Annotated in this window: 24 protein-coding genes; 15 read left to right on the forward strand and 9 right to left on the reverse strand. The window is 66.6% G+C overall.

Going from position 1 to position 23,367, the window contains the following annotated elements:
• Window positions 1-29: 29 nt before the first annotated feature.
• Window positions 30-683: an alpha/beta hydrolase gene (locus tag IEV64_RS08835; protein WP_188423681.1), complete on the reverse strand. Its 654-nt coding sequence runs from the start codon at window positions 681-683 to the stop codon at window positions 30-32.
• 163 nt (window positions 684-846) lie between these two features.
• Here IEV64_RS08835 and dph2 point away from each other — a divergent pair, with 163 nt between their 5' ends.
• From dph2 to IEV64_RS08850, 3 genes are all read left to right on the forward strand, one after another.
• Window positions 847-1,881 carry a diphthamide biosynthesis enzyme Dph2 gene (gene dph2 / locus IEV64_RS08840; RefSeq protein WP_007274406.1) on the forward strand — a complete coding sequence of 345 codons (1,035 nt, stop codon included), beginning with the start codon at window positions 847-849 and terminating at the stop codon, window positions 1,879-1,881.
• 156 nt (window positions 1,882-2,037) lie between these two features.
• Window positions 2,038-2,598, forward strand: a complete 561-nt coding sequence (locus IEV64_RS08845) for a DUF8173 domain-containing protein (protein ID WP_007274405.1) — start codon at window positions 2,038-2,040, stop codon at window positions 2,596-2,598.
• An 80-nt stretch (window positions 2,599-2,678) separates the two neighbouring features.
• Entirely contained in the window at window positions 2,679-4,283 is a 1,605-nt protein-coding gene (locus IEV64_RS08850; protein WP_188423682.1) for a hypothetical protein, read from the forward strand.
• Between the two features lie 28 nt (window positions 4,284-4,311).
• On the opposite strand, the gene IEV64_RS08855 is transcribed toward IEV64_RS08850, so the two are convergent.
• Complete coding sequence (locus IEV64_RS08855) at window positions 4,312-4,761, reverse strand: TIGR00725 family protein (protein ID WP_188423683.1); 450 nt, start codon at window positions 4,759-4,761, stop codon at window positions 4,312-4,314.
• A gap of 177 nt (window positions 4,762-4,938) precedes the next feature.
• Window positions 4,939-5,061 carry a hypothetical protein gene (locus IEV64_RS19950; protein ID WP_268237526.1) on the reverse strand — a complete coding sequence of 41 codons (123 nt, stop codon included), beginning with the start codon at window positions 5,059-5,061 and terminating at the stop codon, window positions 4,939-4,941.
• Between the two features lie 264 nt (window positions 5,062-5,325).
• On the opposite strand from IEV64_RS19950, the gene IEV64_RS08860 reads away from it, so the two are divergent.
• From IEV64_RS08860 to IEV64_RS08870, 3 genes are all read left to right on the forward strand, one after another.
• On the forward strand, window positions 5,326-6,159 hold the full coding sequence (locus tag IEV64_RS08860; RefSeq protein ID WP_007274401.1) for an MBL fold metallo-hydrolase: 834 nt from the start codon (window positions 5,326-5,328) through the stop codon (window positions 6,157-6,159).
• Window positions 6,160-6,312: 153 nt separating this feature from the next.
• Entirely contained in the window at window positions 6,313-8,355 is a 2,043-nt protein-coding gene (locus IEV64_RS08865; RefSeq protein WP_188423684.1) for a hypothetical protein, read from the forward strand.
• Between the two features lie 76 nt (window positions 8,356-8,431).
• The gene (locus tag IEV64_RS08870) at window positions 8,432-9,328 is read left to right on the forward strand and encodes a phosphoribosyltransferase HisG-related protein (RefSeq protein ID WP_007274399.1); all 897 of its coding nucleotides are present in this window, start codon (window positions 8,432-8,434) and stop codon (window positions 9,326-9,328) included.
• A gap of 15 nt (window positions 9,329-9,343) precedes the next feature.
• Here the strand turns inward: IEV64_RS08870 and IEV64_RS08875 are convergent, their stop codons facing one another.
• Both IEV64_RS08875 and IEV64_RS08880 read right to left on the reverse strand, forming a co-directional pair.
• A complete protein-coding gene (locus IEV64_RS08875) occupies window positions 9,344-10,303 on the reverse strand; it encodes a hypothetical protein (protein ID WP_188423685.1) in 960 nt (319 codons plus the stop codon).
• Between the two features lie 42 nt (window positions 10,304-10,345).
• A complete protein-coding gene (locus IEV64_RS08880) occupies window positions 10,346-10,966 on the reverse strand; it encodes an ArsR/SmtB family transcription factor (protein ID WP_049920483.1) in 621 nt (206 codons plus the stop codon).
• A 188-nt stretch (window positions 10,967-11,154) separates the two neighbouring features.
• Between IEV64_RS08880 and IEV64_RS08885 the strand changes: the two genes are divergently transcribed.
• The gene (locus IEV64_RS08885; RefSeq protein ID WP_004970631.1) at window positions 11,155-11,538 is read left to right on the forward strand and encodes a RidA family protein; all 384 of its coding nucleotides are present in this window, start codon (window positions 11,155-11,157) and stop codon (window positions 11,536-11,538) included.
• 71 nt (window positions 11,539-11,609) lie between these two features.
• Here IEV64_RS08885 and IEV64_RS08890 read toward each other — a convergent pair whose 3' ends face one another.
• The 3 genes from IEV64_RS08890 to IEV64_RS08900 all read right to left on the reverse strand — a co-directional run bounded on the left by IEV64_RS08890 (window position 11,610) and on the right by IEV64_RS08900 (window position 15,172).
• A complete protein-coding gene (locus tag IEV64_RS08890; protein ID WP_188423686.1) occupies window positions 11,610-12,659 on the reverse strand; it encodes a tyrosine-type recombinase/integrase in 1,050 nt (349 codons plus the stop codon).
• Entirely contained in the window at window positions 12,649-13,095 is a 447-nt protein-coding gene (locus IEV64_RS08895; protein ID WP_007274395.1) for a DUF5805 domain-containing protein, read from the reverse strand. The genes IEV64_RS08890 and IEV64_RS08895 overlap by 11 nt, the downstream gene beginning before the upstream one ends.
• A 1,372-nt stretch (window positions 13,096-14,467) precedes the next feature.
• Complete coding sequence (locus IEV64_RS08900; RefSeq protein ID WP_188423687.1) at window positions 14,468-15,172, reverse strand: SOS response-associated peptidase; 705 nt, start codon at window positions 15,170-15,172, stop codon at window positions 14,468-14,470.
• Window positions 15,173-15,293: 121 nt separating this feature from the next.
• On the opposite strand from IEV64_RS08900, the gene IEV64_RS08905 reads away from it, so the two are divergent.
• From IEV64_RS08905 to IEV64_RS08915, 3 genes are all read left to right on the forward strand, one after another.
• Window positions 15,294-16,049, forward strand: a complete 756-nt coding sequence (locus tag IEV64_RS08905) for a ribonuclease H-like domain-containing protein (protein ID WP_188423688.1) — start codon at window positions 15,294-15,296, stop codon at window positions 16,047-16,049.
• Between the two features lie 123 nt (window positions 16,050-16,172).
• Window positions 16,173-16,532, forward strand: a complete 360-nt coding sequence (locus IEV64_RS08910) for a DUF8002 family protein (protein WP_188423689.1) — start codon at window positions 16,173-16,175, stop codon at window positions 16,530-16,532.
• A gap of 70 nt (window positions 16,533-16,602) precedes the next feature.
• Window positions 16,603-17,289, forward strand: coding sequence for a dolichyl-phosphate hexose transferase (locus IEV64_RS08915; protein WP_188423690.1), 687 nt, complete (start codon window positions 16,603-16,605; stop codon window positions 17,287-17,289).
• 78 nt (window positions 17,290-17,367) lie between these two features.
• Here IEV64_RS08915 and IEV64_RS08920 read toward each other — a convergent pair whose 3' ends face one another.
• Window positions 17,368-17,571: a DUF5800 family protein gene (locus IEV64_RS08920; RefSeq protein WP_007274390.1), complete on the reverse strand. Its 204-nt coding sequence runs from the start codon at window positions 17,569-17,571 to the stop codon at window positions 17,368-17,370.
• A 121-nt stretch (window positions 17,572-17,692) separates the two neighbouring features.
• Here IEV64_RS08920 and IEV64_RS08925 point away from each other — a divergent pair, with 121 nt between their 5' ends.
• From IEV64_RS08925 to IEV64_RS08945, 5 genes are all read left to right on the forward strand, one after another.
• A complete protein-coding gene (locus tag IEV64_RS08925) occupies window positions 17,693-18,544 on the forward strand; it encodes a polymer-forming cytoskeletal protein (RefSeq protein ID WP_004970640.1) in 852 nt (283 codons plus the stop codon).
• Window positions 18,545-18,655: 111 nt separating this feature from the next.
• The gene (locus tag IEV64_RS08930) at window positions 18,656-19,519 is read left to right on the forward strand and encodes a DUF4349 domain-containing protein (protein ID WP_188423691.1); all 864 of its coding nucleotides are present in this window, start codon (window positions 18,656-18,658) and stop codon (window positions 19,517-19,519) included.
• A gap of 78 nt (window positions 19,520-19,597) precedes the next feature.
• The gene (locus tag IEV64_RS08935) at window positions 19,598-20,773 is read left to right on the forward strand and encodes a redox-regulated ATPase YchF (RefSeq protein WP_007274387.1); all 1,176 of its coding nucleotides are present in this window, start codon (window positions 19,598-19,600) and stop codon (window positions 20,771-20,773) included.
• Between the two features lie 537 nt (window positions 20,774-21,310).
• Entirely contained in the window at window positions 21,311-21,547 is a 237-nt protein-coding gene (locus IEV64_RS08940) for a hypothetical protein (RefSeq protein ID WP_007274386.1), read from the forward strand.
• A 299-nt stretch (window positions 21,548-21,846) separates the two neighbouring features.
• Complete coding sequence (locus IEV64_RS08945; RefSeq protein ID WP_007274385.1) at window positions 21,847-23,187, forward strand: hemolysin family protein; 1,341 nt, start codon at window positions 21,847-21,849, stop codon at window positions 23,185-23,187.
• Window positions 23,188-23,367 lie beyond the last annotated feature (180 nt).

A 23,367-nucleotide genomic window follows, 5' to 3' on the forward strand; every position in this document is an offset into this window, starting at 1 on the left:
GGGGAAGGATGAGTGATTCCGCTGGGGGCTCAGACGTGGGCTTCGACGAACGCGACCACGTCCTGTAGCTCGTCCGGGCCGACGCCGTGGGGCGCGCCGTAGACGTTCGCGGTCACGTCCGCGCCGAGTTCGCGGAGTCGCTCGGCCGCGCGTTCGACCCGCGAGGCCGGGATTATCTGGTCCATCGACCCGCCGCCGACGAACACCGGCTTGCCGGCGATGCCCTCGGGTTCGAGGTCGGCGTGCGAGTCCGCGAGGTAGCCGTGGAGCGCGACGACCCACGCGTAGCCGTCGGGGTCGTCGAGGAGGAGCGAGAGGCTGGTAATCGCCCCTTGACTGAAGCCGAGGAGGCCGATGCGGTCGGGGTCGATGTCGTACGCCTCGACCGCGCCGGCGACGGCCTCGCGGACGAGGGTCCGCGAGCGCTCGAACTGCTCGGCGTGCGGTTGGCTCTGGTGGAGTCCGCCCTCCGAGAGGTCGAGTTCGTACCACGTGTAGCCGCCCTGCAGGCGGTCGGGCGCGCGGAGGCTCACGACGTGGACGTGGTCGGGGAACTCCCGTGCGATAGACAGGAGGTCCTGTTCGTTCGAGCCGCGACCGTGGAGCAGGACGACGGCGGGAGCCGGTCCGTCGCCCGGCTCCGACGGTTCGACGTGGACGTGTTCGAGCGGGATGTCGGACATGGACGGCGGTAGGCCGCCGCGAGCCTTGAATCCCCGAGTGACGGGAGGGTAACCGGGTGACTCCGTCGCCGACGCCAACCGAGTCGGACCCGCGTGCGGGTGTGTGACGCCCATTCGTGGGGAAGCGCGGTGGTTAAACGGCTCCGTCCGCAACGATGGGGCAATGAGCCAGGACGCCTCCTCGGAGGGAGACCTTCGAAACACCGGGATGTCGCTGAAGCACGACCGGGAGTGGGACTACGAACTCGAACGAATCGTCGAAGCCGTCGAAGAGCGCGACGCCAAGCGCGTCGGCCTCCAGTTCCCCGAGGGACTGAAGCGCCGCGGCCCGGCCGTCGCCGACGACCTCCGACAGCTCTGCGACGACGACGTGACGTTCATGCTCTCCGGCCAGCCGTGTTACGGCGCGTGCGACCTCGACACCTACCTCATGCGCCGGACCGACGTGTTCGTCCACTTCGGCCACTCGCCGATGAAGGAGTCGGACAAGATCATCTACGTCCCGCTTTTCTCCAACGTCGACCCCTTCCCCATCATGGAGGACGCGCTCGACGACATCGAGGGCGACGAGGTCGGCCTCGTCACCACCGCCCAGCACATGAACCGCTTCGAGGAGATGTGCGACTGGCTCGAAGAGCGCGGCTACACCGTCCAGACGCGCAAGGGCGACGACCGCCTCACCTACGAGGGACAGGTTCTCGGCTGTAACTACGCCTCCGCGGACATCCCGGCCGACGACGTGCTCTACGTCGGCGGCGGCAAGTTCCACCCGCTCGGCCTCGCGATGGAACACCCCGACAAGAACGTCGTCATCGCCGACCCCGTCAACAACGTCGTCACCATCGCCGACACGCGGAAGTTCATGAAACAGCGCTACGCGTCGGTCCACAAGGCGATGGACGCCGAGAAGTGGGGCGTCATCTTCTGTACGAAAATCGGGCAGGGACGCATGGAAATCGCCGAGGAGATTCTCGAAGACAACGACAACGCCTACCTCCTCACGATGGACGAGGTGACGCCGGACCGCCTCCGCAACTTCGACATGGACGCGTTCGTCAACACCGGCTGTCCGCGCATCACGACCGACGACGGCCCGCGGTTCCACAAGCCGATGCTGACGCCGCAGGAGTACCGCATCGCCGTCGGCGACGAACCCCTCGACGCTCTCGAATTCGACACCTTCCACGGTACCTGGTAAGCCGGGACGCTCCACGACGCCGGTGAACGACCGCGCGCGCCGCCGCCGCGTGTCACGTCCTGTCTCGATTCTCTCGTCGCGCCTCGCTTCGGACGTATCCGATTTTCTGACAGTCCATCCAGAATACCTATACGGGTCGCCATTCGACGGACACGTATGGTCCCTCCACGAACACGTACTGCCCTCCTGAGCCTGCTCGGCGTCCTCGCGCTCGCGGGGACCGCCGCCGCGCAGAACTTCGAATCCGCACCGCAGATTTCGCCGGTGTTCCGCGCCGGTGGAAGCTTCCTCGTCGACCTCGTCGTCGGCGGCATCCTCGTCGCCGCGGCCCCGGCGTACACCAGAGACGCCATCGCCGAGATTCGGGACGACCCCGGCGGGTCGTTCCTCTGGGGCCTCGGCATCGGCATCGGCGGCCTCATCGTCCTCGTCCTCCTCGCAATCACCATCATCGGCCTCCTCGTGGCGATTCCGGGCTTCCTCGCGTTCATCCTCCTCAGCATCGTCGGGGGCGCGGTTTCGACCGTCCTCCTCGGCTCGCTCGTGACTGGCACCGCCTCCAGCGGGTCGCCCTCGCTGGGCGTCTCGCTCGTGGTTGGCGCGCTCGTCGCGGCGGTCCTGTCGCTCGTCCCCGTCGCCGGCGGCGTCATCCTGTTCGTCGTCGACACGCTCGGACTCGGCGTCGTCGGTCGCAACCTCATCCGGTCGTGGGTCTGACGCCGCGCCGGCGCTTCTGACAGGCGGCTCTCACGAGCCACCACAACATTCAGGGTACAGGTAGCGAATTGGTCAGACAGATGCCGACGACCCACCTCTCCGTCCTCGGACTCGACGTGCAGCGGGTCGTCACCCCGCTCGAAGCCGCCGACGTCGACGCCGACCGGGTCCGTCTGGTCCGCGACGAGGCCGACCCCGAGCAGGGTCGCGACCCGGACGACTGCGCGCCCGGCGCGCCGCGAGCGAGCGCCCGCGCCGCGAAAGCCGTCTCCGAACGGCTCGCGGGCCGGGGGACGCTCGACGAAGCGCGGCTCCCCTTCACCGCCTCCTTCGAGGAACTGTACGCCGCGACGGCCGACCTGCTCCGCGAGGCCGCCGCGGACGGCGACGTGCGGGTGAACCTCGCCGGCGCGCCGCCGCAGGTCGCCGCCGCCTTCTACGCCGCGCGAACCGCCCTCGTCGACGGCGGCGAACTCGGCCGCGGCACCGTCTCGCTCCTGACGATTCCCGCGAGCGAGCGCCCCGACCTCGACGCCATCGACGACCTCCGGACGCTCGTCGCCGACGTCGAGGCCGCGTCCGACGCGTTCGCCGAGTTCCGGCGCGTCGCCGACGGCCCCGCGGCCGCGGCCGTCGCTCGGCCGCTCCGCATCGCCCTGTCGGACCTGCGCGACGCGCTCGCCGAGGCCAGCGGCGAGTCGCGCCCGTCCCGTCCGAACTCCCGCGTCCGCCGCCCCGCGGGTGCTCGCGGAGCGCGCTCCGGCGGCGACTCGCCGCTCGGCGCGATGAGTTCCTACGTCGGCCGCGCCCGCGAACAACTGGCCGACCTCGTCGAGTCGGAGGCCCCCCGCCCGGACCCAGAAGACACGCGCGACCCGAACGCGGTCCTCGACGCGCTCGACGAGTGGCTCGACACCGAGAGCCGCCTGCTCGCGTCGGTCGAAGACGACCCCCACGAACTGGTCGCGCGCTTCCGGACGAGCTGTGAGGCGCGCTTCGGGAAGTTCGAAGACCGGGCGACCATCGAGCTGTTCGAGTCGCTCGACCGCTTCGAGGCGCACCTCGACGCCTATCTGGACGCCCGGTCGCAACTCTCGGCCGCCGCCGGCCCGGTCGCCGAGCGGACGGCCGACCTCTCCGAGCGGGCCACGGCGGCCGCGACGACCCTCTCCGAACTCGACGACTCCGGCCCGGCGACCGGCGAGTCGGCCCTCGAACTCGACGCCCACGCGCTCTCACCGTTAGGCGATCTCGAAGCGGCGGTGCTGTCCGTCCTCGCCACGGGGCCGCCGCGCTCTCGCCCGCGGACCCGCCGCGCGGTCGCCGCCGAACTCCGCGAGCGCGCCGAACACCACGGCATCGTCGCCGGCGCGCGCGACGAGGAGACGTGGTCGGCGTTCGATTCGTTCTGCGTGGGCGTCGCTCGCGATAGCGTGACCGGCGACCGCTTCGAAAAGCGGCTCTCGAACGCGCTCGCCCCGCGGCTCGACGTGGCCGTCGAGGGACTCGCCGCGAACGGGTTCGTCGCGACGCGCGAGCGCGAGCGCGGTCGCGACGCGCTCGAACCGACGGACGCGGGCCGGCTGTGGGCGTCGACGACCGACTGGGAGTCGTTCCGCGAGACCGTCGTCGACGACCTGCTCCGCGACTGCGTCGAGCGCGACGAGGGCGTCGCCGACGCGTAGCACAGAACGGCCCGAAAGAACTGGATTCTCAGACCGCGTCTTCGACGAACGCGACGGCCGCTTCCGGCGAGTCGCACGGCTTGAACCCGTCCAGCGAGCCGACCTGTTGAGTTCTGATTCCGGCCGTCGGGCGGTCGAAGACGCTGGCGTAGCCGATTTCGGAGAGCGTCCCGCCGCCGCCGTCGACGGCGATGACCGCGTCGCCGTTCATCGCGACGAGCGCGTTTCTCGCGTGGCCGAGTCCGGTCGCGACGGCCACGTCGACGTAGGGGTTCGCCTCGTCTCGGTCCTCGCCCGGCAGGACGCCGATGGTCGTGCCGCTGGCGTCCTTCGCGCCGCGACAGGCCGCCTCCATGACGCCGCCGAGGCCGCCGCAGACGACCGTGTGGCCGCGCTGGGCGAGCAGGCGACCCAGGTCTTCCGCGATGGTCTCGACCGGGGCGGGGACGGTGCTCCCGCCGACGACGCTCACGCGCACGGTGGGACCCCTCTTCGGCGTTCGTGGGTGTCGGTGTCGGTGTCGGTGTCGATGTCGACTCGGGGTTCGTCGATACCGCGGCTAACGTCCGTGCTCATGTGGTATCGGACCGCGTCGAAGAAGATAAGTGCGGGGCCGCGTCGCCCGACCGGAGTCGGACTAGTGTTTTCGGTCGCGTCAGAACTCGTCCGTTCGCCGCGAGCCGTCGTCCAGCGGGGAGACCGCCTCCCACGCACCGCACGCGCGCATCGTCCGAGCCATCGAAGAGAAGTTCGCCGTTTGCTTGTGGGTTCCTGACATGGTAAATAATAGCATGAGATTGCACATTAAATATCTTGTCTGAGTACCACCTTATACACCACATATGTCCTCAAACTATTTCGAACCTTAGTCGATTCTATCGCAAATTTCACGTAATTGTTTAGATTTCACGTTCGAATCCGTCCGTGCGGCGGGGAGTACGGCACGGAGAGCGGGAGGGCGTGAGGGCGCGAGTGCGGAACGCCCGCGGCGAGTCAACGGGAGAGCGCAACGCTTAGTCCCCCCGCGTGAGGACACGTCTCTATGACAGTCAGCGACTGGAGCGACTGGCTCCCGCGCGCGGTCGAGGCGGCCGACCCCGAGACGGTGGCCATCTGGTATCTTGGATGCAACGGGTTCGTCATCAAGGGTAGCGAGGGGACGACGGTGTTCGTCGACCCGTACGTCGGCATCGGCGACCCGCCGCGGACGGTCCGCATGATTCCCGTCCCGTTCGACCCCGAGGACGTGACCGAGGCCGACGCGATTCTCGCCACGCACGAGCACACCGACCACGTCCACGGCCCGAGTCAAGCGCCCATCCTCGAAAATACGGGCGCGACGTTCGTCGCCCCCGACGACTCGCTTTCGGTCGCCTACGACGACGAGGCGTGGTTCGACGACTACGACCTCTCCGAGGACCAGTTCGAGGAGGTCACGGAGGGCGACAGCGTCGACGTCGGCGAGTTCACGGTCCACGTCGAACCCGCCTACGACCCCGATGCGAGCCATCCGGTCGCCTACGTCTTCGAACACGAGTCGGGCACGTTCATCCACGGCGGCGACACCAAGCCCGCCGAGGAGTTCGCCGACATCGGCGACCGCTACGACCTCGACCTCGGCATCCTCGCGTTCGGCACCGTCGGCAACATCCCCGACAAGGAGACGGGCGAACCGGTCCGCACGAAGTGGTACAACGACGAGAACCAGATTATCGAGGCCGCGAGCGACCTCGACCTCGACCGCCTCGTCCCGACCCACTGGGACATGTGGAAGGGGCTGACCTCCGATCCGAAGGTACTGCACCACCACGCCAAGAGCTTCGAGGCCCCGCGCTCGCTCGAACTCGTCGAAATCGGCGACCGCGTCGACCTCTGAGGTCGCTCCCGAGCCGATTTCGGGGGCGGCCGTCCCCGCGACGGTCGTCGACGGCTGACAGTCACCGCACCGAAACCGTCGAATCGAGAGACGGCGGCGAGGCGACTTCGCGGCCCCGGTTGTTTTATAATGGATGTCGGGAAAGTGGCGGCCATGAGCCGCGAGTCCGAAGGGGTTACATCGGTTTCCGACGGCGAGGTCACGGTCGAAAAGACCTTCGCCGCCGACGAGTTTCCCGTTCCCGCCATCAAGTTCGTCATCAGTTCGACGCGAGACGAGGCGACCCGAATCCGGGTCATCGACCGCATCCCGGAGTCGTTCCCGATGGAGAGCGTCGGGTTCCACCCCGACTTCGAGAGCGACAACTGGACGGCCTACAAGGACCACCGCGTCGAGTACGAGCGGACGCTCGACCCCGGCGAGGGGCTCGTGACGGTCTACGGCATCCGCATCACCGACGGCCACGACGAGACGGATTTCCTCGAAGAGCCGACGCTCGAACGCATCCCGGTGGACGGCGGCATCGACCCCGACGACATCGACGACATCCTCGGCGAAGACCGCAGTCAAATCGTCCGGGACGTGCTCGCGGGCAACCGCGACCCGCCCCGCGACGAGTCGTCCGACGCCGACGCGGACCGAGAGGACGAAGGGGAAGTCGTCCTCGACGCGCCCGCGGACGCCGATTCTGAGGCCGAAGCAACCGTTGCCGCCGAGACGGACGCGGCCGCGACCGCCGACGCGGGAGCCCGCGGCGACGAGCCGAGCGACGGCGACCTCGCGGCCGCCTTCGGTGGCGGAGACGACGAGGACGGAGAATCCGACGCGACGCCCGACGCTGACGCGTCCGGGGCCCAGACGGCCGACGACGACGAGTCGGTCCCTGCGCCCTCGCCCGACGCCGACGTGCTCGGCGACGACGGGGAAGCCGACGACGACCCCGCCGAGCCGACCGGCCCGCGCGCGGTCGCCACCGACACCGCGCCAGCCGTGACCGCGCACCTCGAACAGCCAGATGTCGATACCGAGGTCGAGACTGAAGTCGCCGAAGACGCCGATGTCGAAGCCGACGCCGAGTCGTCGGCCGGCGAATCGGGTGTGGACGACGACGCGACTCCGGCCGGAAGCGCGCCCGCGACCGACGCGGGCGGCCTCGTCGGCGCGCTCGCCGCCGAGATTCGGTCCGGCGCGGCCGACGAGGAGGACATCGAAGTCCTGCGCGAGGCGGTCGACGCCGAGACGCGCCGGAGCACCGACGTGCGCATCCGCCGCCTTCAGTCGCAGATGGAGGACCTCGCGGCGTACTCCGACGCGCTCGCGGAGTTCATCGACGAGGAGGGGACCGGGAGCGAACTCGTCTCTGAGTTCCGCGCCGAGATGACCGCGTTCCGCGAGGACCTCGACGCCCTCGACTCGATGGTCGACGGCGCGGTCGAGTCGGTCGACGACGCGACCTCTCGGCTCGACGCGGCCGAGGAGACCATCGCCGCAGTCGACGAGCGCTCCGACCGCGTCGCCACCCGAGTCGCGGACGCCGAAGGTCGCCTCGACGACCACGACGGCCGGCTCGAAGGCCTCGCGTCCGACCTCGAAACCGCGGACGGTACGCTCGACGACCACCACGGCTGGCTCGAATCCCACAACGAGCAGTTCGAGGCCGTCGAGGGCCGCCTCGACGACCACGACGGTCGGTTCGAGGACCACGACGAGCGGCTCGAAACCGCCTCGCGGAACATCGACGCCGGCTCCGCGCGCCTCGACAGCGTCGAGGAGACGCTCGCCAAGCGCGAGGAGGAACTCGTGACGGTCCGCGAGCGCCTCGACGACATCTCCGGTCGGCTCGACGAGACGGTCGACCGGCTCGAAGGGGCCGAAAACAGCGCCGCGGAAGCGACCGAGCAGGCCTCGACGCTCCACGCCGAAGTCGGCGACATCCGCGAGGACATCGCCGACCTCGACGGGGACATCGTGGAGACGCGCGAAGCCCTCGACGAGCGCCTCGCAGACGTTCAAGCGAGCGTCGAAGACGCCGCGGCCGACGAGGAAATCGACGCCCTGCGCGACGACATCCGGGAGCTGAACGACACCGTCGCCGAACTCGAAACCTTCCGCGAGCGCCTCGCGGGAGCCTTCGGAACCGGTATGGGCGGCGGCCCGGCCGCCGGCGGCGATGGCGGCGACGGCGACGCGGAGTAGCCCGACCGCGGCACGCTTCCGAGAGACGTTTTCCCGAAGCGCAACCTGTTTAGCGGGCCGTCCCGACGTTCCGATGATGACAGAGACGGTGCGCGTCGCTGTTCCGCGAAAGGGTCGCCCCCTCGAAGCGGTGCTCGAACGGTTCGCCACGACCGAGAGCATCGCCGAGGTGGCGGACGAAATCACCTCGACACTCCGATACGAGAAGTCGGTCACGAAGGGCCATACCCAGCCGGAACATGACGTGTACGAGCGACTCGCGGACTACAGCGACCTCTCGGACCCGGCCGCGCCGGAGTACACGCTCCTGCGCGACGACCGAGACGGCATGCCGCGGCGCATCGTCTTCGACAGCGTCGTCCTCGAAATCGACGGGGTGGACATCCACCTCGTCGGGCGCGAGGAACCGTTCCGCGCCCTGCGGACCCACGAGTTCGGCCTCGGCTTCGACAGCGCCGACCTCGTGCTCGAAGAGGTCGTGAAGCTCCGCCCCGAGGGCCTCGGGAGCATCGAGGACGTGAACGCCCGCATCGACCCGATGGACACCGACGTTCGGGTCGTCTCCGGCCTCGGCGACACGGTCTATCACACGCTCATGGCCGACCCCGAACTCCTCCCGCCGGGCTCCGAACTCGACCGCGACTTCGTCGCGAACTACGCGGGCGACCTGTGTATCTCGCCGCGCTACGAGCGCCTCGTGGAGGCGGTCCTCGGCACGCGGTGTCTCGACGACGTGACGTTCGCGTACCCGGACGACGCGCCCGAAGAGGAGGCCGCAATCGCGGAAACCGGTCTCGGAGTCTACCTCACGATGACTGGGTCGACCGCGCGCGAACACGGCCTCGTCCTCGGCGAACACCTGTTCCCGAGCGAGACGGTCCTGATGGAGAACGTCGCGGAGGCGACGCCGGCCGCGGAGACGGTCAAACGGGCCATCGCGTCGCCCGAGTTGGAGACCGAACTGAAGGTCTAACTGCTGGCCGACGCCCTACGTCGACGACTCGTTTTTCGGTTCCGCGTCGCCGCAGAACATCAGCGTCGAGAGCGTCCGCGACTCGAAGCCGCCGTCGTCGGTGAGCGAGACGGTCGTGCTCGACGCGTTGCAGTCGAACTGCGACTGTTCGACGGTGACCGTCTCGGTCGCCTCCTCGCCCGACTCGCTCCGCCGAGCGACGCGAAGCGTGACCTCGCGGGCCTCGGTCAAAGACGCCCCGACTCGCGCGCCGGGTTCGAGGCGGTACGTGCCGCCGAACGCCACCGCGCCCGCGGGCGTCTCGTAGGCGAACTCGACGACTGCGGCCGCGTCGGTCGGATTCGAGACGGCGAGGCCGTGGGGCTTCGTGGCCTCGGTCGGGAGCGACCCGTCGCCGAGCGCGACCGTGACCGCGTCGTCTGCCGCGACCACGCGGGGTCCGCAGGCCATCTGCGTCGACCCGCCGGAGACCGAGACACCGCCGTCACCGGGTGAGAACGCGGTCCACGAGCGGTTACAGTCGAAGTCGTCGGGCCCGACCGAGTCGGTCGCCGCGGCGTCCGAGTCGATGTCGGTGACCGTCACGTCGTAGTCGGCGGGGACCCGAAGCGAGACGGTCACCGTCGCGTCGCGGGCGAGTTCGTAGGTCTCTACGTGTCCCGCCCCGAGCGGGCGCGAGACGTCGATGCGGGCGGTCCACGGCTCGTCGGTCGGGTTTTCGAGGCGGACGTGGTGCGGTTTCAGCACCCCGTCGTCGCTGGCGGGTCCGTCGCCGACGACGGTCGTGAGGCGTTCGCCGGTCGCGACCGAGACGGCTTCGACCGGTTCGGGCGTCGGCGTCGGGTCGGAGGTCGATTCAGTCGTCGAGTCTCCGTCGTCAGAGCCGTCGGAGCCGTCGCCGGCACTCGCGGTACAGCCAGTCAGCGCCGCCGCGAGGCCGGTTCCGGCCGCGGCGAGGAGGGTTCGTCGTTGCACAGCTATCCCAACGCGTCGGGGTCACTTCCCCCTGTGTGTGGCTCAAACGCGCGTTTGAGTCCAGACCGCGCCGAGGCTCACGAGGACGGCGAGGACGACGCCGACGAGGAACGCGAGCGCGCCGGGACCGGCGAGGAAGGCGGAGACGAACTCCGCGACGCCCGGTTCGGGGACGGGAGCGGCCGGAGCCGGCGCGGCGTACCTGACCTGCGGCTGTCGCGCGGTCCACAGCGCCTGCACGGCGACGCTTCCGACCAGCGTGACACCGACGCCGGTGACGAGCGTCCGAAGGCCCGACGAGAGCTTCGATTCGGTTCGCTCCGCGCCCGCGAAGAGAACGACGGCGGAGCGGGTCGGGCCGTAGACGGTCATCTCGCGGCCCTGCGCGGAGACCCACGTCGCCACGGGCTCTATCAACTCGGCGTCGACCAGTCGCTCGACGTGGTAGCCGACGGTCTGGAGCGTCGTGTCGAGTGTGTCGGCCAGTTCGGAGGCGGGGCGCGGGTCGTCGTAGACGGCGGCGAGGAGCCGCCTCGCGGTGGCCGACGAGAGCGCCGACAGGACCTCGTCCGCGTCGTCGTCGTCGAGTTCGACGAGAAGCGGCGTCAGGGCCCGGTCTCGAACCGATGCGGCGGCGGGTTTCAGCGGGAGCAACGAACTCACGGTCTCGGCCGACGTTCTCGCTTCGCCGATAAAGAGGCCGGTATGAGTCAAGCGCCCGTTTGAGCCTCGCTCTATTGGACACGACGAACGTCTGTGTGGATTAGTACATGCTGGCGACACGGCGATGGCCGCTCGCGGGGTAGTACGACCGTGAACCAGAGTCGAACGAATTCCACGGAGGAACAAGTATGAACGGCGATGCGGTCCGATACGAGAGCGACCACTTCAAGGCGACCGCCGGCTACGGCGCCCGAAAGCGGAACCTGCAACTCGTCTTCTTCGACGCGCAGTACCCCGAACCGGAAGCGACGGCCGACGACCACCAGTCGGTCGAGAGCCAGACCATGAGCGCGCTCGAACGCGTCGAAGCGGCCGTCGAACGCTCGGGGCTCGACTTGGACGACGTGCTCCGAACCACGGTCTACACGACGGACCTCGACCGAATCGACGCCATCGAGTCGGCCTACGACGCCTACTTCGCCGCCCGCCGGCCGGCGATGACCGTCGTCGGCGTCTCCGAACTCCCGAACGACGCCGCCGTCCAAATCGAGGCGACGGGCGTCAAGCGATAGGTCGCTCACTCATAAATTCGATATAGCGAGATACAGTTTACAAGTCGCGTTTCGAACAGCGAGCGCGCTCCTCAGCGGAGCGAGTAAATGTTCGATTCGTACGTTTCGCGCACTCTGTCGCCCCAGTTGTGGGTGTACGTGTCGATGATATCGCCGGCAACGTCGCCGCGGAGGTACTTGACGATGCCGCGGTCGCCGGTGCGGTCCCGGAGGTGGGTCGTAAAGAAGTGTCTGAAGTAGTGCGGCGTGACGTTTTCCTCGCGGTCGCCGCCCGCCCGGTACCAGCCGGCGGCGGCGGCGTGAGCGGTGACGACGTGGTGGACGGCGTCGGGGTCCAGTCGCTGACCCCACCCCGAGGCGGTACCGACGAAAAGCGGTTCGGCCGGAGACGGCGAATCGGGCCGAACCGCCAGCCAGCGAAGCAGAACGTCTTCCAGTTCGTCGTCGACGGGGACGACCGTCGACCGCTTCCGCTTGTTCGAGGCGGTTCGCTCCTCGCCGTTGGTGATGCTCCCGACGCTCGGGTCGGCGGCGACGTACATCGACGGCCCGCGACCGTCGAGCGCGGCGCGGGTCGATACACCGGCCAATGGTGTATCCGCCGCCAGCGACACGTCTCGAAGGTCGAGGTTGCACAGTTCGCCGACGCGCATCCCGGTCTTGAGGAGGGTGACCACCAGCGCGTGGTCCAGCGGATGGGCGATTTCGCGGACGAACCCCCGCATCTGCGGGACCGAGAGCTCCCGTCGGGCGGGGTTGGTGTCGATGCGCTCGTCCATCTCCTCCATCACGAGGCTCATCGGGTTGGAGTCGAACGCGCCGACCTGCGCCATGTAGGCGTAAAACCGATGGAGGTAGGAGGCGTACGTCGCCACCGTGCTCGGCGCGACATCCCGGTTTCGCAGGGTGTGTATCCACGCCATGCAGTCGCGGTGGGTCGCGTCGTCGACCGAACGGGCGGTCCCGGAGGGGTTCTGCGAGGGGTCGCCGAGGAACGACTCGAACGCCCGGAGAACGCGCTCGTAGGCGGCGCGGGTCCGGTCGGTCTTCCCGTGATAGGTCATATCCTGTAGGAAGTAGCCGACCGGGTCCTCCGCGTCGGCGGGTCGCTCAGCGGCCATCGCGCTCCGCCAGCGTGTAGCCGCCGTGTCGCCCGCTGTACACGACTCGTCCCCTCGATTGCAACTTCTGAAGCGTCGATTCGAGGCGGTCTTCGATGTCGTCGGTCAGCGCCGCGACGAGGTCGTCCCACGACCGGTGCGAATCGGTCGCGAGCGCCTCGACGATTCGAGCCTCGAACTCACCGTTATTTTCGCTCCCACCGTCCTGATTTGAACCGTCGTTCTGGAGCCCCGTTTCCACCCCTTCGACCCCGGGGGTTGTGGTCGCTTCATCGCCTCTCGGAGGGACATCGAAATCGCGCCGACCGGCCTGTACCATCGTTCTGACAAATTCGCTCTGACTCATCCCGAGTCGGTCCGCGTGGTCCTTCCAGATGGCCTTCTGGTGGGCCGGGAGGTAGGTTTGCACCGTCGCGCGGTCGACCTCATCGCTCATGAACGGGTCGACACGGGGATCGATATTCAATCTACCGGCACAGTTCAGAATAAGAGAAGTTATCCTGAGCAGTACATGCAGATTTTCGGCGGCCAAATGCGCTTATCCTGAATACTGCAATCGTGTTTTCGGTAGTTTACATGCACTATTCAGGATAATAAATTCTCCCGGAGAACGCCGATTTCGGGCGTTTCGAGCGAATCTGAGAATCGGCTAGTATTCTGTTGCTTCTAGTAGGTCGATTTTGCACAGTATCGTCTCTTTTCTGTGACGACAACCAATTTTTGGATGGCACTTCTCTCGTCATCTACCCTTGGAGTAGCGCATGGAAGAACCACTTACACGGGTTTCGTTATTTCATCCTCGATTTTACTGAACTATTATACAATCTGGATGCGGTGGTTCTGCCTCTGTTTTATTACCTCTACTGTAAATGGAATTATTCCGAATATATCTTCTGCCTATTTTCTCAGAAATATACTCGCGGGGCGACGCGCCATCCGTGTTCTCTCGAACGACTATATTTCAACTAGAGCGAAACCGGTATTTTCACCGATTATATCCGATATTTTCCTGTGAATATATGTCGTCGGACGGGACTTCTTTTTGAACTGATTTCGTCTGTCATTATGTGGGTGTTATCTCGAAGAACTCCGGTGAGTGTTGTCTGATTCGAACACGCAACCGCTCGGGTGACGCCGTTTCGAACCCACTCGAAGACGAACCCAACCGAGGTCCTTGCCGGCTCGATTCGGTCTCTTTTGACGCCTTCACAGCCCTCGTCTTCGCGGTGAGCACAGTAACACGGGCATGGTCTCATCTCAGGTGAAGCGGCGCTCAAGCGCGCTGTGGCCGTCCTGATGGGATCGCGTGAATCCGGGGTTTCGGCTCTCGCTCACGGCCGGATTCGACGACTCGCTCGTCCTGCGGCGACGACCCGTTCGAGCGAACCATCTCTCGGCTGGTGACTCGGTCGAGCGGACCGCCCCGAATCTCGAATGCGACGCCGCACTCCGTCTGCACAACCGAGTCGTGGCCGTGCCCCCCAACTACCTGTGCTTCCGACTGCGATACGAACCACCCGAGACGCGAGCGCGACGTGGCTGTCGCTTGCGGCGTTGACGGCCGACACTATCGACTCTTTGAACTCCGATTTTCCGCGTTAGCTCGACTCAATCGCTGATTCTCCGAGCGTTTCGGTCTCTGTCGGCTTGCCCGACTGTCCGATTCGAGACTTGTATACCGCATATCGCTATACACAATCCCGGTTCTCGGGCTCGACCGAGTTCGGAAATTCGAGGTCCTGTCGAACCCAGCCGATTCGCGTCAAAGTCGCCGAGGCGGTCGAACGCCGGCGATTTCACCCGGCGTGCTACGCCTCGACTCGCTCTATCAGTTCGGGGCTGTCGTTGGCGGGGCTGTTCACCCGCGTCGAGACGGGGTAGGCCGCGAGTTCGTCGTCGGGGTAGGTGTCGAGGAGCGCCGCCGCCTCGTCGGGGTCGCCGTGGAGCCACGTCTCTTCTTCCTCGGGGTCGAGGACGACGGCCATCCGGTGATGGAGCTCGGAGATGAGGTCGTTCGGCTCGGTCGTGACGACGGTGAACGTCTCAAGCGGCTCCTGTTCGCGCGAGGGGCCGCCGCTTCCGAAGTCGCCGAGGCCGGTCTGTTTCGTCGATGGCGTCCATCGCTCCCAGAGGCCGGCCATGGCGAACGGGCGGTCATCCTCGAAGGCGACGCGGTAGGGCTGTTTTCGCCCGCCGCGGTCGACCCACTCGTAGAAGCCGTCCGAGGGAACGAGACACCGGCGGGCCTCGTAGGCGTCGGCGAAACTCCGCTTCTTCCGGACGGTCTCCGCGCGGGCGTTGATTCGGTCGTTGCCGACGCTGGCGCTGTCGGCCCACGAGGGGACGAGCCCCCACTTGAGGAAGCGGAACTCGTCGTCCGCTTCGTTGGTCACGACCGGGAGTTCCTGGCCGGGCGCGCAGTTGTACCGCGCCGAAAGCGGGCGCGTCGGCGTCGCGTCGAACCGCGTTTCGAGTTCCTCGGGCGGGGTAAACAGCGTGTAGCGGCCGCACATATCTCCGGCTTCGCGCCCTGCGGGTAAAACGCCCGCGGCGGGGGCGTCCGGGTGCGTGCCGGGAGCGCGGCCGCCGACCCACGACGACGCATTTAGGGTCGCCGACGCCCCCCTGTCGGACATGCGAATCGAGAACAGCTTCATCCCCGTCCGCGGCGTGGGCGAGCGGACGGAGCGGAACCTCTGGCGGGCCGGGTCGACCCACTGGGACGAGTTCGACGCCTCGCTCGTCGGCGCGAAGACGGGCGACCGAATCGAGACGTTCATCGCCGACGCCGCCGCCCACCTCGACGACGGTAACTCGCGGTTCTTCGACGACTGTTTCCCCTCGGGCGAGCGCTGGCGACTGTACGAGAACTTCCGCGACGAGACGTGCTTTTTCGACATCGAGACGACCGGCCTCTCGCCCGAGCGCGACTCGGTGACGACCGTCTCGTTCTATCAGGACGGCGAGACGACGACGCTCGTCACCGGCGAGGACCTGACCGCCGACGCCCTCCGCGAGCAGTTCGTCGACGCGAAACTCATCGCGACGTTCAACGGCGCGCGCTTCGACGTGCCGTTTCTCGAATCCTCGTTCGACGTCTCCATCGACGTGCCGCACGTCGACCTCATGTATCCGTGCCGGACGCTCGACCTCACCGGCGGGCTGAAGCAAATCGAGAAGGACGTCGGCATCGACCGCGACCGCCCCGACATCTCCGGGCGCGACGCCGTCCGCCTCTGGCGCGAGTACGAACGCGGCGACCAGTCGTCGCTCGACACGCTCGTCTCGTACAACCGCGAGGACGCGGTCAACCTCGAACGCCTCATGGAGACCGTCACCGGCCGCCTCCACGACCGCGCCTGCGAGGGTCTCGACGCGGACCTCGGCTGAATCCCGAACTCGCCTGAATCGGTCGCCGAGCCGTGTTCGCGCTCGCGGTCGGGCGACGAGCCAACCCGAGCGAGCGTGCCGGAACCCCGCGCTTTTTTCATCCCCCGAAGCGACCCGCCGCACATGACCGACGACCCCGACGCCGACCCCGAGGCGGACGACCCCGCCGATTCGACCCCGTCGTCCGACGACGCGGCCGAGGCGACCGAGACGACCGACGGCGATGAGCCAGTCGATGCCGACGCGGCCGTCGAAGCGGCGGACGGCGGCACCGACGAGCGCGACAACGGCAACGGCAACGGCAACGGCGACGAGACCGTCCCGCACGTCGAACTCGACCTCTACGAACTCTCCGTCCGCGTCAGCGGGCAGTCCAGCGACGAACTCGGCGACGTGGAGGCGTCGGCGACCCGCCTCATGGACTACCTCGTCGACCACGCCAAAGAGCTGGAAGACCAGCCCGACTCCCGCGGACTGAGCTAACGTCGGACCCGAACCGCCCCGGTTTTGGCAAACCTAAACGCTCAAGAGCGGCCGTCGACAACCCCGTCCAATGACCGAGTTCACCTTCGACGACCTCGCGGTCGTGATGGGGACGTACAACGAAGAGCAGGCTATCGGGTCCGTGTTGGCCGACATCGACCGGATTACCGACGGGCGCGCCGAGGTCGTCTGTGTGGACGGCTCCGACGACCGAACGCCCGAAATCGCCCGGAAGATGGGCGCGCGCGTCATCGAACAGGAGCCGCAGGGGTACGGCGTCGCGGTCGAGGCCGCGGTGCTCGCGCCCGACCGCCCGGTCGTCGTCACGACCGACTGCGACGACACCTATCCGATGGAGTATCTCCCGAAGTTCCTCGACCTCATCAACGACGGCTACGACGTTGTCTCCGGCGACCGAATCACGACGGGCGCGGAGACGATGCCCCGGCTCAACCGCGCGGGGAACGTCGCGTTCGCTCGCCTCGCAAGTTTCCTCATGGGCGCGACCGTCCACGACACGACCACCGGGATGCGGGCGTACCGCCGCGAACTCCTCCACGACATCGAGTGGACGGAGAACACGGGGCTGTCCGCCGAACTCCTCATCCGCCCCACGATGCGCGGCTACAGCATCGCCGAGGTTCCCATCCCCTACCGCGAGCGCGCGGGCGAGACGAAACTCGACCCCTTCGCCGGCGGCGCGGCTATCGGGAAGTCCATCGTCAAAGTCTGTCTGGAAGAACGGCTTCGGTTCTGAGTTCGCGCGGCGGGCGCGCGTGGTTCGAGAGCGATACGTGGGAGAAACGGACGTTCCGGTCGGTCGTTCAGCGGGCGGCTACGACGAGTTCAGGATGTCGCGGACGCGCCGGGGTTCGCCGGAGAGCGCGGGTTCCTTCTCGACGATTTTCAGCACTTCGTGGTCGGTCACGTCGGGGTAGGACTTCCCGATGGCCTCCTCGATGAGCGCTTTTTCGAGGCGGAACTCCGTTCCCTCGTAGACCACGTCTACGCCGTCGTCGTCGAAAGAGAGAATCGTCATACCTCTCGTTGTATCCCGCGCGTAGTTAAATACGCGTCGTCGCCGGGAAACCGGTGGCCTCCGTCGTGTCTGACGGTTGTCTTGCGGACGGTTTATTACGGCACGGGTGTTGGTTCGGAGCGTGTCACTGGGTACGGACCCGCTCGATGCGCTCGAAATTCCCGACGGGACGACGGTCGAGGAACACGACCTCGTCACGGACGGCGACGTGGTCGTCGGCGGGCAGAGCACCGTCGAGTTCGGCGTCCGCGGCCGGAACGTCCTCGCGGGCGAGCGCGTCACCTTCGGCGGCGACATCGAGGCCGAGGCCGACTGCCGACTCGATATGCTCGACGACGTGGCCGGTAACGTCCTCGTCGGCAACGACGCCTACCTCGGCGAGCGCGTCCACATCGCCGGCCGCCTGATGGTCTCGGGCGACCTCGACATCGGCGACGACGTCGACATCGAAGAGGGGTTCGAGGCCAACGGCTGGATCGTCATCCGCAACCCGATTCCGACGCTCGTGTTCTACTTCATCGTCCTCTCGCAACTCCTCCGACTCGGCGAGGACGAGGCGGCCGACGAACTCGCCGAGACGCTCTCGGGCGAGTCGCCGCACGACCCGCTCGTGATTCCCCGGAACGCCACCGTCTCCGACGACGCGTGGCGCGTCTCGACGCCCGCTCACGTCGGTTCCGACTGCCGCATCCACGGCAACATCCGCGCGAAGTCCATCGACCTCGCGGAGGACAACAACGTCTTCGGGAGCCTCCGCGCCCGCGACGACATCGTCGTCGGGAGCGGGACGCGCATCCACGGCGACGTGACCACGCGAAACGGCGAGGTCCGCATCCACGAGGGCGCGCGCGTCCTCGGCGACGTGTCCTGTAACGACCTCGTGCTCGAAGCCGGCGCGCACGTCGACGGGACGATGCGCGCCCGCGGCGAGATGCGCATCCACCGCGACAACCTCCCCCGAGAGGCGGAGTAGCCGGCGTCGCGTCCGGCCGACCGACCGACCGCGACACCCGTGCGCCGCGATAGCAACAGTCGCCGTTTGTGCCTACCCAACGATTATTCCTTCACGTCGAGAGTGTCGCCTATGGACAATCGACTGAAACTTCTCTCGGTCGCCCTCCTCGTCGTCCTCGCCGGGTGTACCGGCGGCGCGGCGGACGGCGGTGCGGGCGGGTCGGAGAGCGTGTCTCTCGCCGCCGACGCGGGCGGTTCCACCGAGGCCGAACAGGCGGGCGGCGACGACCTCCCGCAGGCCCAGCGGCGGGCGGTCATCAGGAACGGCCAGATAGAACTGACCGTCGACGAGTTCAACGAGTCGCGCGACGCGGTCGAATCGACCGCCGAATCCTACGGCGGTTACGTCAGCGACTCCAACGAGTACGTCAACCGCCGGAGCGGCGGCACCTACCGCTCGGGCCAACTCGTCGTGCGCGTCCCCTCCGAAGACTTCTCGACGTTCATGTCCGATATGAAGGACCTCGGTGAGGTCGAGCGCGTCGAGACGGACTCGCAGGACGTGACCGACCAACTGGTCGATATCGAAGCGCGGCTGAGCAACCTCCGCGCCCAGCGCGACCGCCTCCGCGACCTCTACGAGTCGGCCAACACGACCGAGGACGTGCTCGCGGTCGAAGAGCGCCTGACCGAGGTCCAGACCGAAATCGAGCGACTCGAAGCCCAGAAGCAGTCGCTCGAAGACCGCGTCGCCCTCTCGACGGTCCGCGTCTCGCTGTCCGAGCGACCGCCCGGCCCGGCGAACTGGTACGACACGCCGGTCTTGCAGGCGTTCTCCGAGTCGGTCAACGGCGCGTTCGTCGCCCTCCGGGCGCTCGTCGTCGCCGTCGCCTACGCGGTCCCGTACCTCGTCGTCTTCGGCGGTCTCCTCGCGATTCTCGGGAGCGGGGTGGTGCTCGCCGGCCGCGCCGCGTTCAGGCGACTGACGGACTGACTTCCCGGCCGCCTCTTTTCCTCGCTCGCGCTTCCTCGCACGCGAGCGTTTTTCCGCGTCCGCGACCATCGTCGAGCCATGCTCTCTCTCGCGTTAGCCGGCAAGCCGAACGCCGGCAAATCGACGTTCTACACGGCCTCGACGCTCGCCGAGGTCGACGTGGCGAACTACCCCTTCACGACTATCGACGCGAACCGCGGCGTCACGCACGCTCGGACCCGTTGTCCCTGTCTCGACCGCGACGAGCGCTGTGGCAACTGCGAGGACGGCATCCGCTACGTTCCGGTCGAACTCGTGGACGTTGCGGGCCTCGTCCCCGGCGCGCACGAGGGTCGCGGCCTCGGCAACCAGTTCCTCGACGAACTGACGAACGCCGACGCCATCGTCAACGTCGTCGACGCCTCCGGCGGGACGAACGCCGAGGGCGAACCCGTCGAGGTGGGGAGCTTCGACCCCGTCGAGGAGGTCGACTTCATCGAGGAGGAACTCGAACAGTGGCTCGCGGGCATCGTCCACAAGAACTGGGAGTCCGTGGTCCGCAAGTCGCGGTCGCCCGACTTCGACATGGACGACGCCCTCTCGGACCTCCTGACGGGCGTCGGCGCGAGCGAACACGACATTGCCGCGGTCCTGCGAGAACTCGACTACTCGCCGAACCCCCGAGACTGGGAGGACGCTGACCGCGTCGAACTCGCCCGCGCGATTCGCCAGCGGACCAAGCCAATCGTCCTCGTCGCCAACAAGGTCGACATCGCGCCCCCGGAGAACCTCGAACGACTCGCCGAGACCGGAAAGCCCGTCATCGCCGCGACCGCGGACGGCGAACTCGCGCTCCGGCGGGCCCGCGAGGCGGGCATCATCGACTACCACCCCGGCGACGACGACTTCGAACTCGTCGGCGACGTGAGCGGCGCACAGGAAACGGGTCTCGAACGCATCCGCGACCTGATGGGCGAACACGGCGGCACCGGCACGCAGGAGGCCATCGACACCGCGGTCTACGACGTGCTCGACCGTATCACGGTCTACCCCGTCCAAAACGAGTCGAAGTGGACCGACGGCACGGGCAACGTCCTCCCCGACGCCTTCCTCCTCCCACGGGGGTCGACACCGCGGGACCTCGCGTACGCGGTCCACTCCGACATCGGCGACGGCTACCTCCACGCGGTCGACGCGAGGGAGAAACGCCGCATCGCCGAAGACCACGAACTCGAAGAGGGCGACGTCATCAAAATCGTCTCGACGGCGAAGTAACTGTCAACGCACTGTTTTTCTCGGGGTTCTTGTCGCATCTTGTGGGTCAGAACCCCGTCCGACACGCCACAGGTAAATCAAAAGTCGCTATACAGAATTGATTGGTTGGGGGCGATCAGTTCGTAGCGTGTAGAACCTCTGTAACAGTCGTGGGGGGCGAATTTGAAATCGGCCATCGGAAGACCGCAGACGAACTGCTCAACGAGCCATGAGCATCGTGTTCGAACCACCTCCCCGAGACAATGCGGATATCTGATTCCAGCCGGAGAGCGGGCTCCGGTCGATAGTGGAGTTGAATCGTCGCAGGCCACTCGGTGGACGGACTGTGCGATATCTCGAAAGACAGCACGTTGCGAGTCATTCATGGGAGCCGTCAGTACTAGTCGTTCTCCCGCGCTTGAGGGGGCGATTCCGAGGATACTCTTAGGCTGTCGAACCGGAGCGTTCGAAGGGACGAAAATCAATCCGCATCAAACGAACGGTTCTCCACGATAAGAAATGAAGGTGAGTTATCCCAGTGGAGCGCCAACTACGAGTATGTCCTACGAGGCGTCTTTCGAGATAGACTCGAAGACCGATTCGTACGCCGCTCGGCGCATGCTGGCGCAGGTGTACGATACTATTCGAGAAGAATCGCGGAGCGTCCGAGAAGAGACGGACGACGCCGACGAACTCTTGGAAGAGTTCCGTACGCTTCGAGACGCAGCGAAGCGGCCCACACCGGGGCGGCTGACCATCATCTACGAACAATACGACGACGACTTCGCGGACTGAGGGCGCGGACGCTCCCCTTGGAATCGGTCCAGTTACGTCTGTGACTCGGCGTGTCGCGTGCGTCGCCGCCAGGACGAGCACAGACATGGATCTGACGTGTCTGCCCGAACGGCCTCGAACCACCGGGAGTTTACAAGGCCGTCTGTCACTGTCCTCAACGAACGGGCGAGAGAGCGTGAGTATCGAGGGATAGTACAGACGGAATCGGAAGCGTGGTCACCCGCGATTCGTGGACACGCTGACCGCAGAAGACCGAGCGGTATCCGTCCCTACAAGTGTCCGGGTGTCCGTAATCGACTATGGTAGACCTGATTTCTCTCGGCGGACTGCTCCTCGCCTTCTTCCTCGTCGTCATGAACGGAGTCTTCGTCGCGGCGGAGTTCGCGTTCGTCAAAGTCCGTCCCACGCAGGTGAACGCGCTCGTCGAACGCGGGAGACCGGGCGCGCCCCTCGTGCAGGACGTCATCCAGAACCTGGACGACTATCTGGCTGTCAGTCAACTCGGTATCACGCTCTCCTCGCTCGGTCTCGGCTGGATCGGTGAACCGGCTGTCGCAGCGCTCATTGACCCCGTCCTCGGCCAGGTGCTCCCTGCGGACACAGTCCATCTCGTCGCGTTCGTCCTGGGCTTCGGGTTCATCACGTTCCTCCACGTGGTGTTCGGCGAACTCGCACCGAAGACGTTCGCCATCCAAGAGGCCACGCGTGTCTCGCTCCTCCTCGCCCCGCTCATGAAGTTCTTCTACTACGTGTTCGTGCCCGGCATCATCGTCTTCAACGGCACGGCCAACTACTTCACCCGCCTCGTAGGTGTCTCCCCGGCCTCCGAGAGCGAGGAGACCCACTCCGAATCTGAGATTCGGATGATCCTCACCCGCTCGGAGGAGACGGGACACATCGACCTCGACGAGGTTGAAATGATCGAGAGCGTCTTCGAACTCGGAGATACGGTCGCCCGCGAGGTCATGGTCCCGCGGCCAGACGTGGAAACCGTGACCGCCTCGATGCCGCTCTCGGAACTCCGGTCGATTGCCGCCACCGGGTCGTACACGCGCTATCTCGTGCTCGACGAGGACGGGAATCAACCGCTTGGATTCGTCCACGCCAAGGACATCCTGCGAGCGAGCGAAACCGGGACGGACCCGGACGGCACGGTCACGGCACGTGAACTCGCACGAGCGGTTCTCACGGTCCCGGAAACGCGTCGGATCGACGCGATTCTCGCCGACTTTCAGACGCGTGGCGAAGGCCAGATGGCCGTCGTCGTCGACGAGTGGGGTGTCTTCGAGGGCATCGTGACCATCGAAGACATCCTCGAAGAAATCGTGGGCGATATCCAGGACGAATTCGATACCGATGCGCAGGAGCGGTCCATCGAGAAGCGAGACGACGGAGCGTACGTCGTCGACGGAGGAATTTCCATTCAGGACGTAAACGATAGGCTCGACACGCGATTGGAGAGCGACGATGTCGAGACGATCGGTGGGCTGGTCTTCAGCCGTCTCGGCAGAGTTCCCGAAGTGGGAGACCAAATCCAACAGAACGGATACGTCCTTCGGGTCGAGGCCGTCGATGACGCTCGAATCGAACGGCTCGTGATTCACGAGGCCGAGTCAGGTGAAGAGACGGACGGTGAGTAGTAATTCGAAACGGAAACGGAAACGAGCCCAGCGCGGTCCAAGAGCCGCGATTCGGATTGTCCGATTATCACTGCAGACGTCCACGTCCCGGAGCCGGCTGGTGCCAGAAGACGATGCTGTCGGAACTCGAAATCTGAATCAACGGTTGGGATGTGTCCCTAACGCAGGCTCATCACCGTT

It is taken from the genome of Haloferax sulfurifontis (genome assembly GCF_014635105.1).
Lineage (GTDB): Archaea > Halobacteriota > Halobacteria > Halobacteriales > Haloferacaceae > Haloferax > Haloferax denitrificans.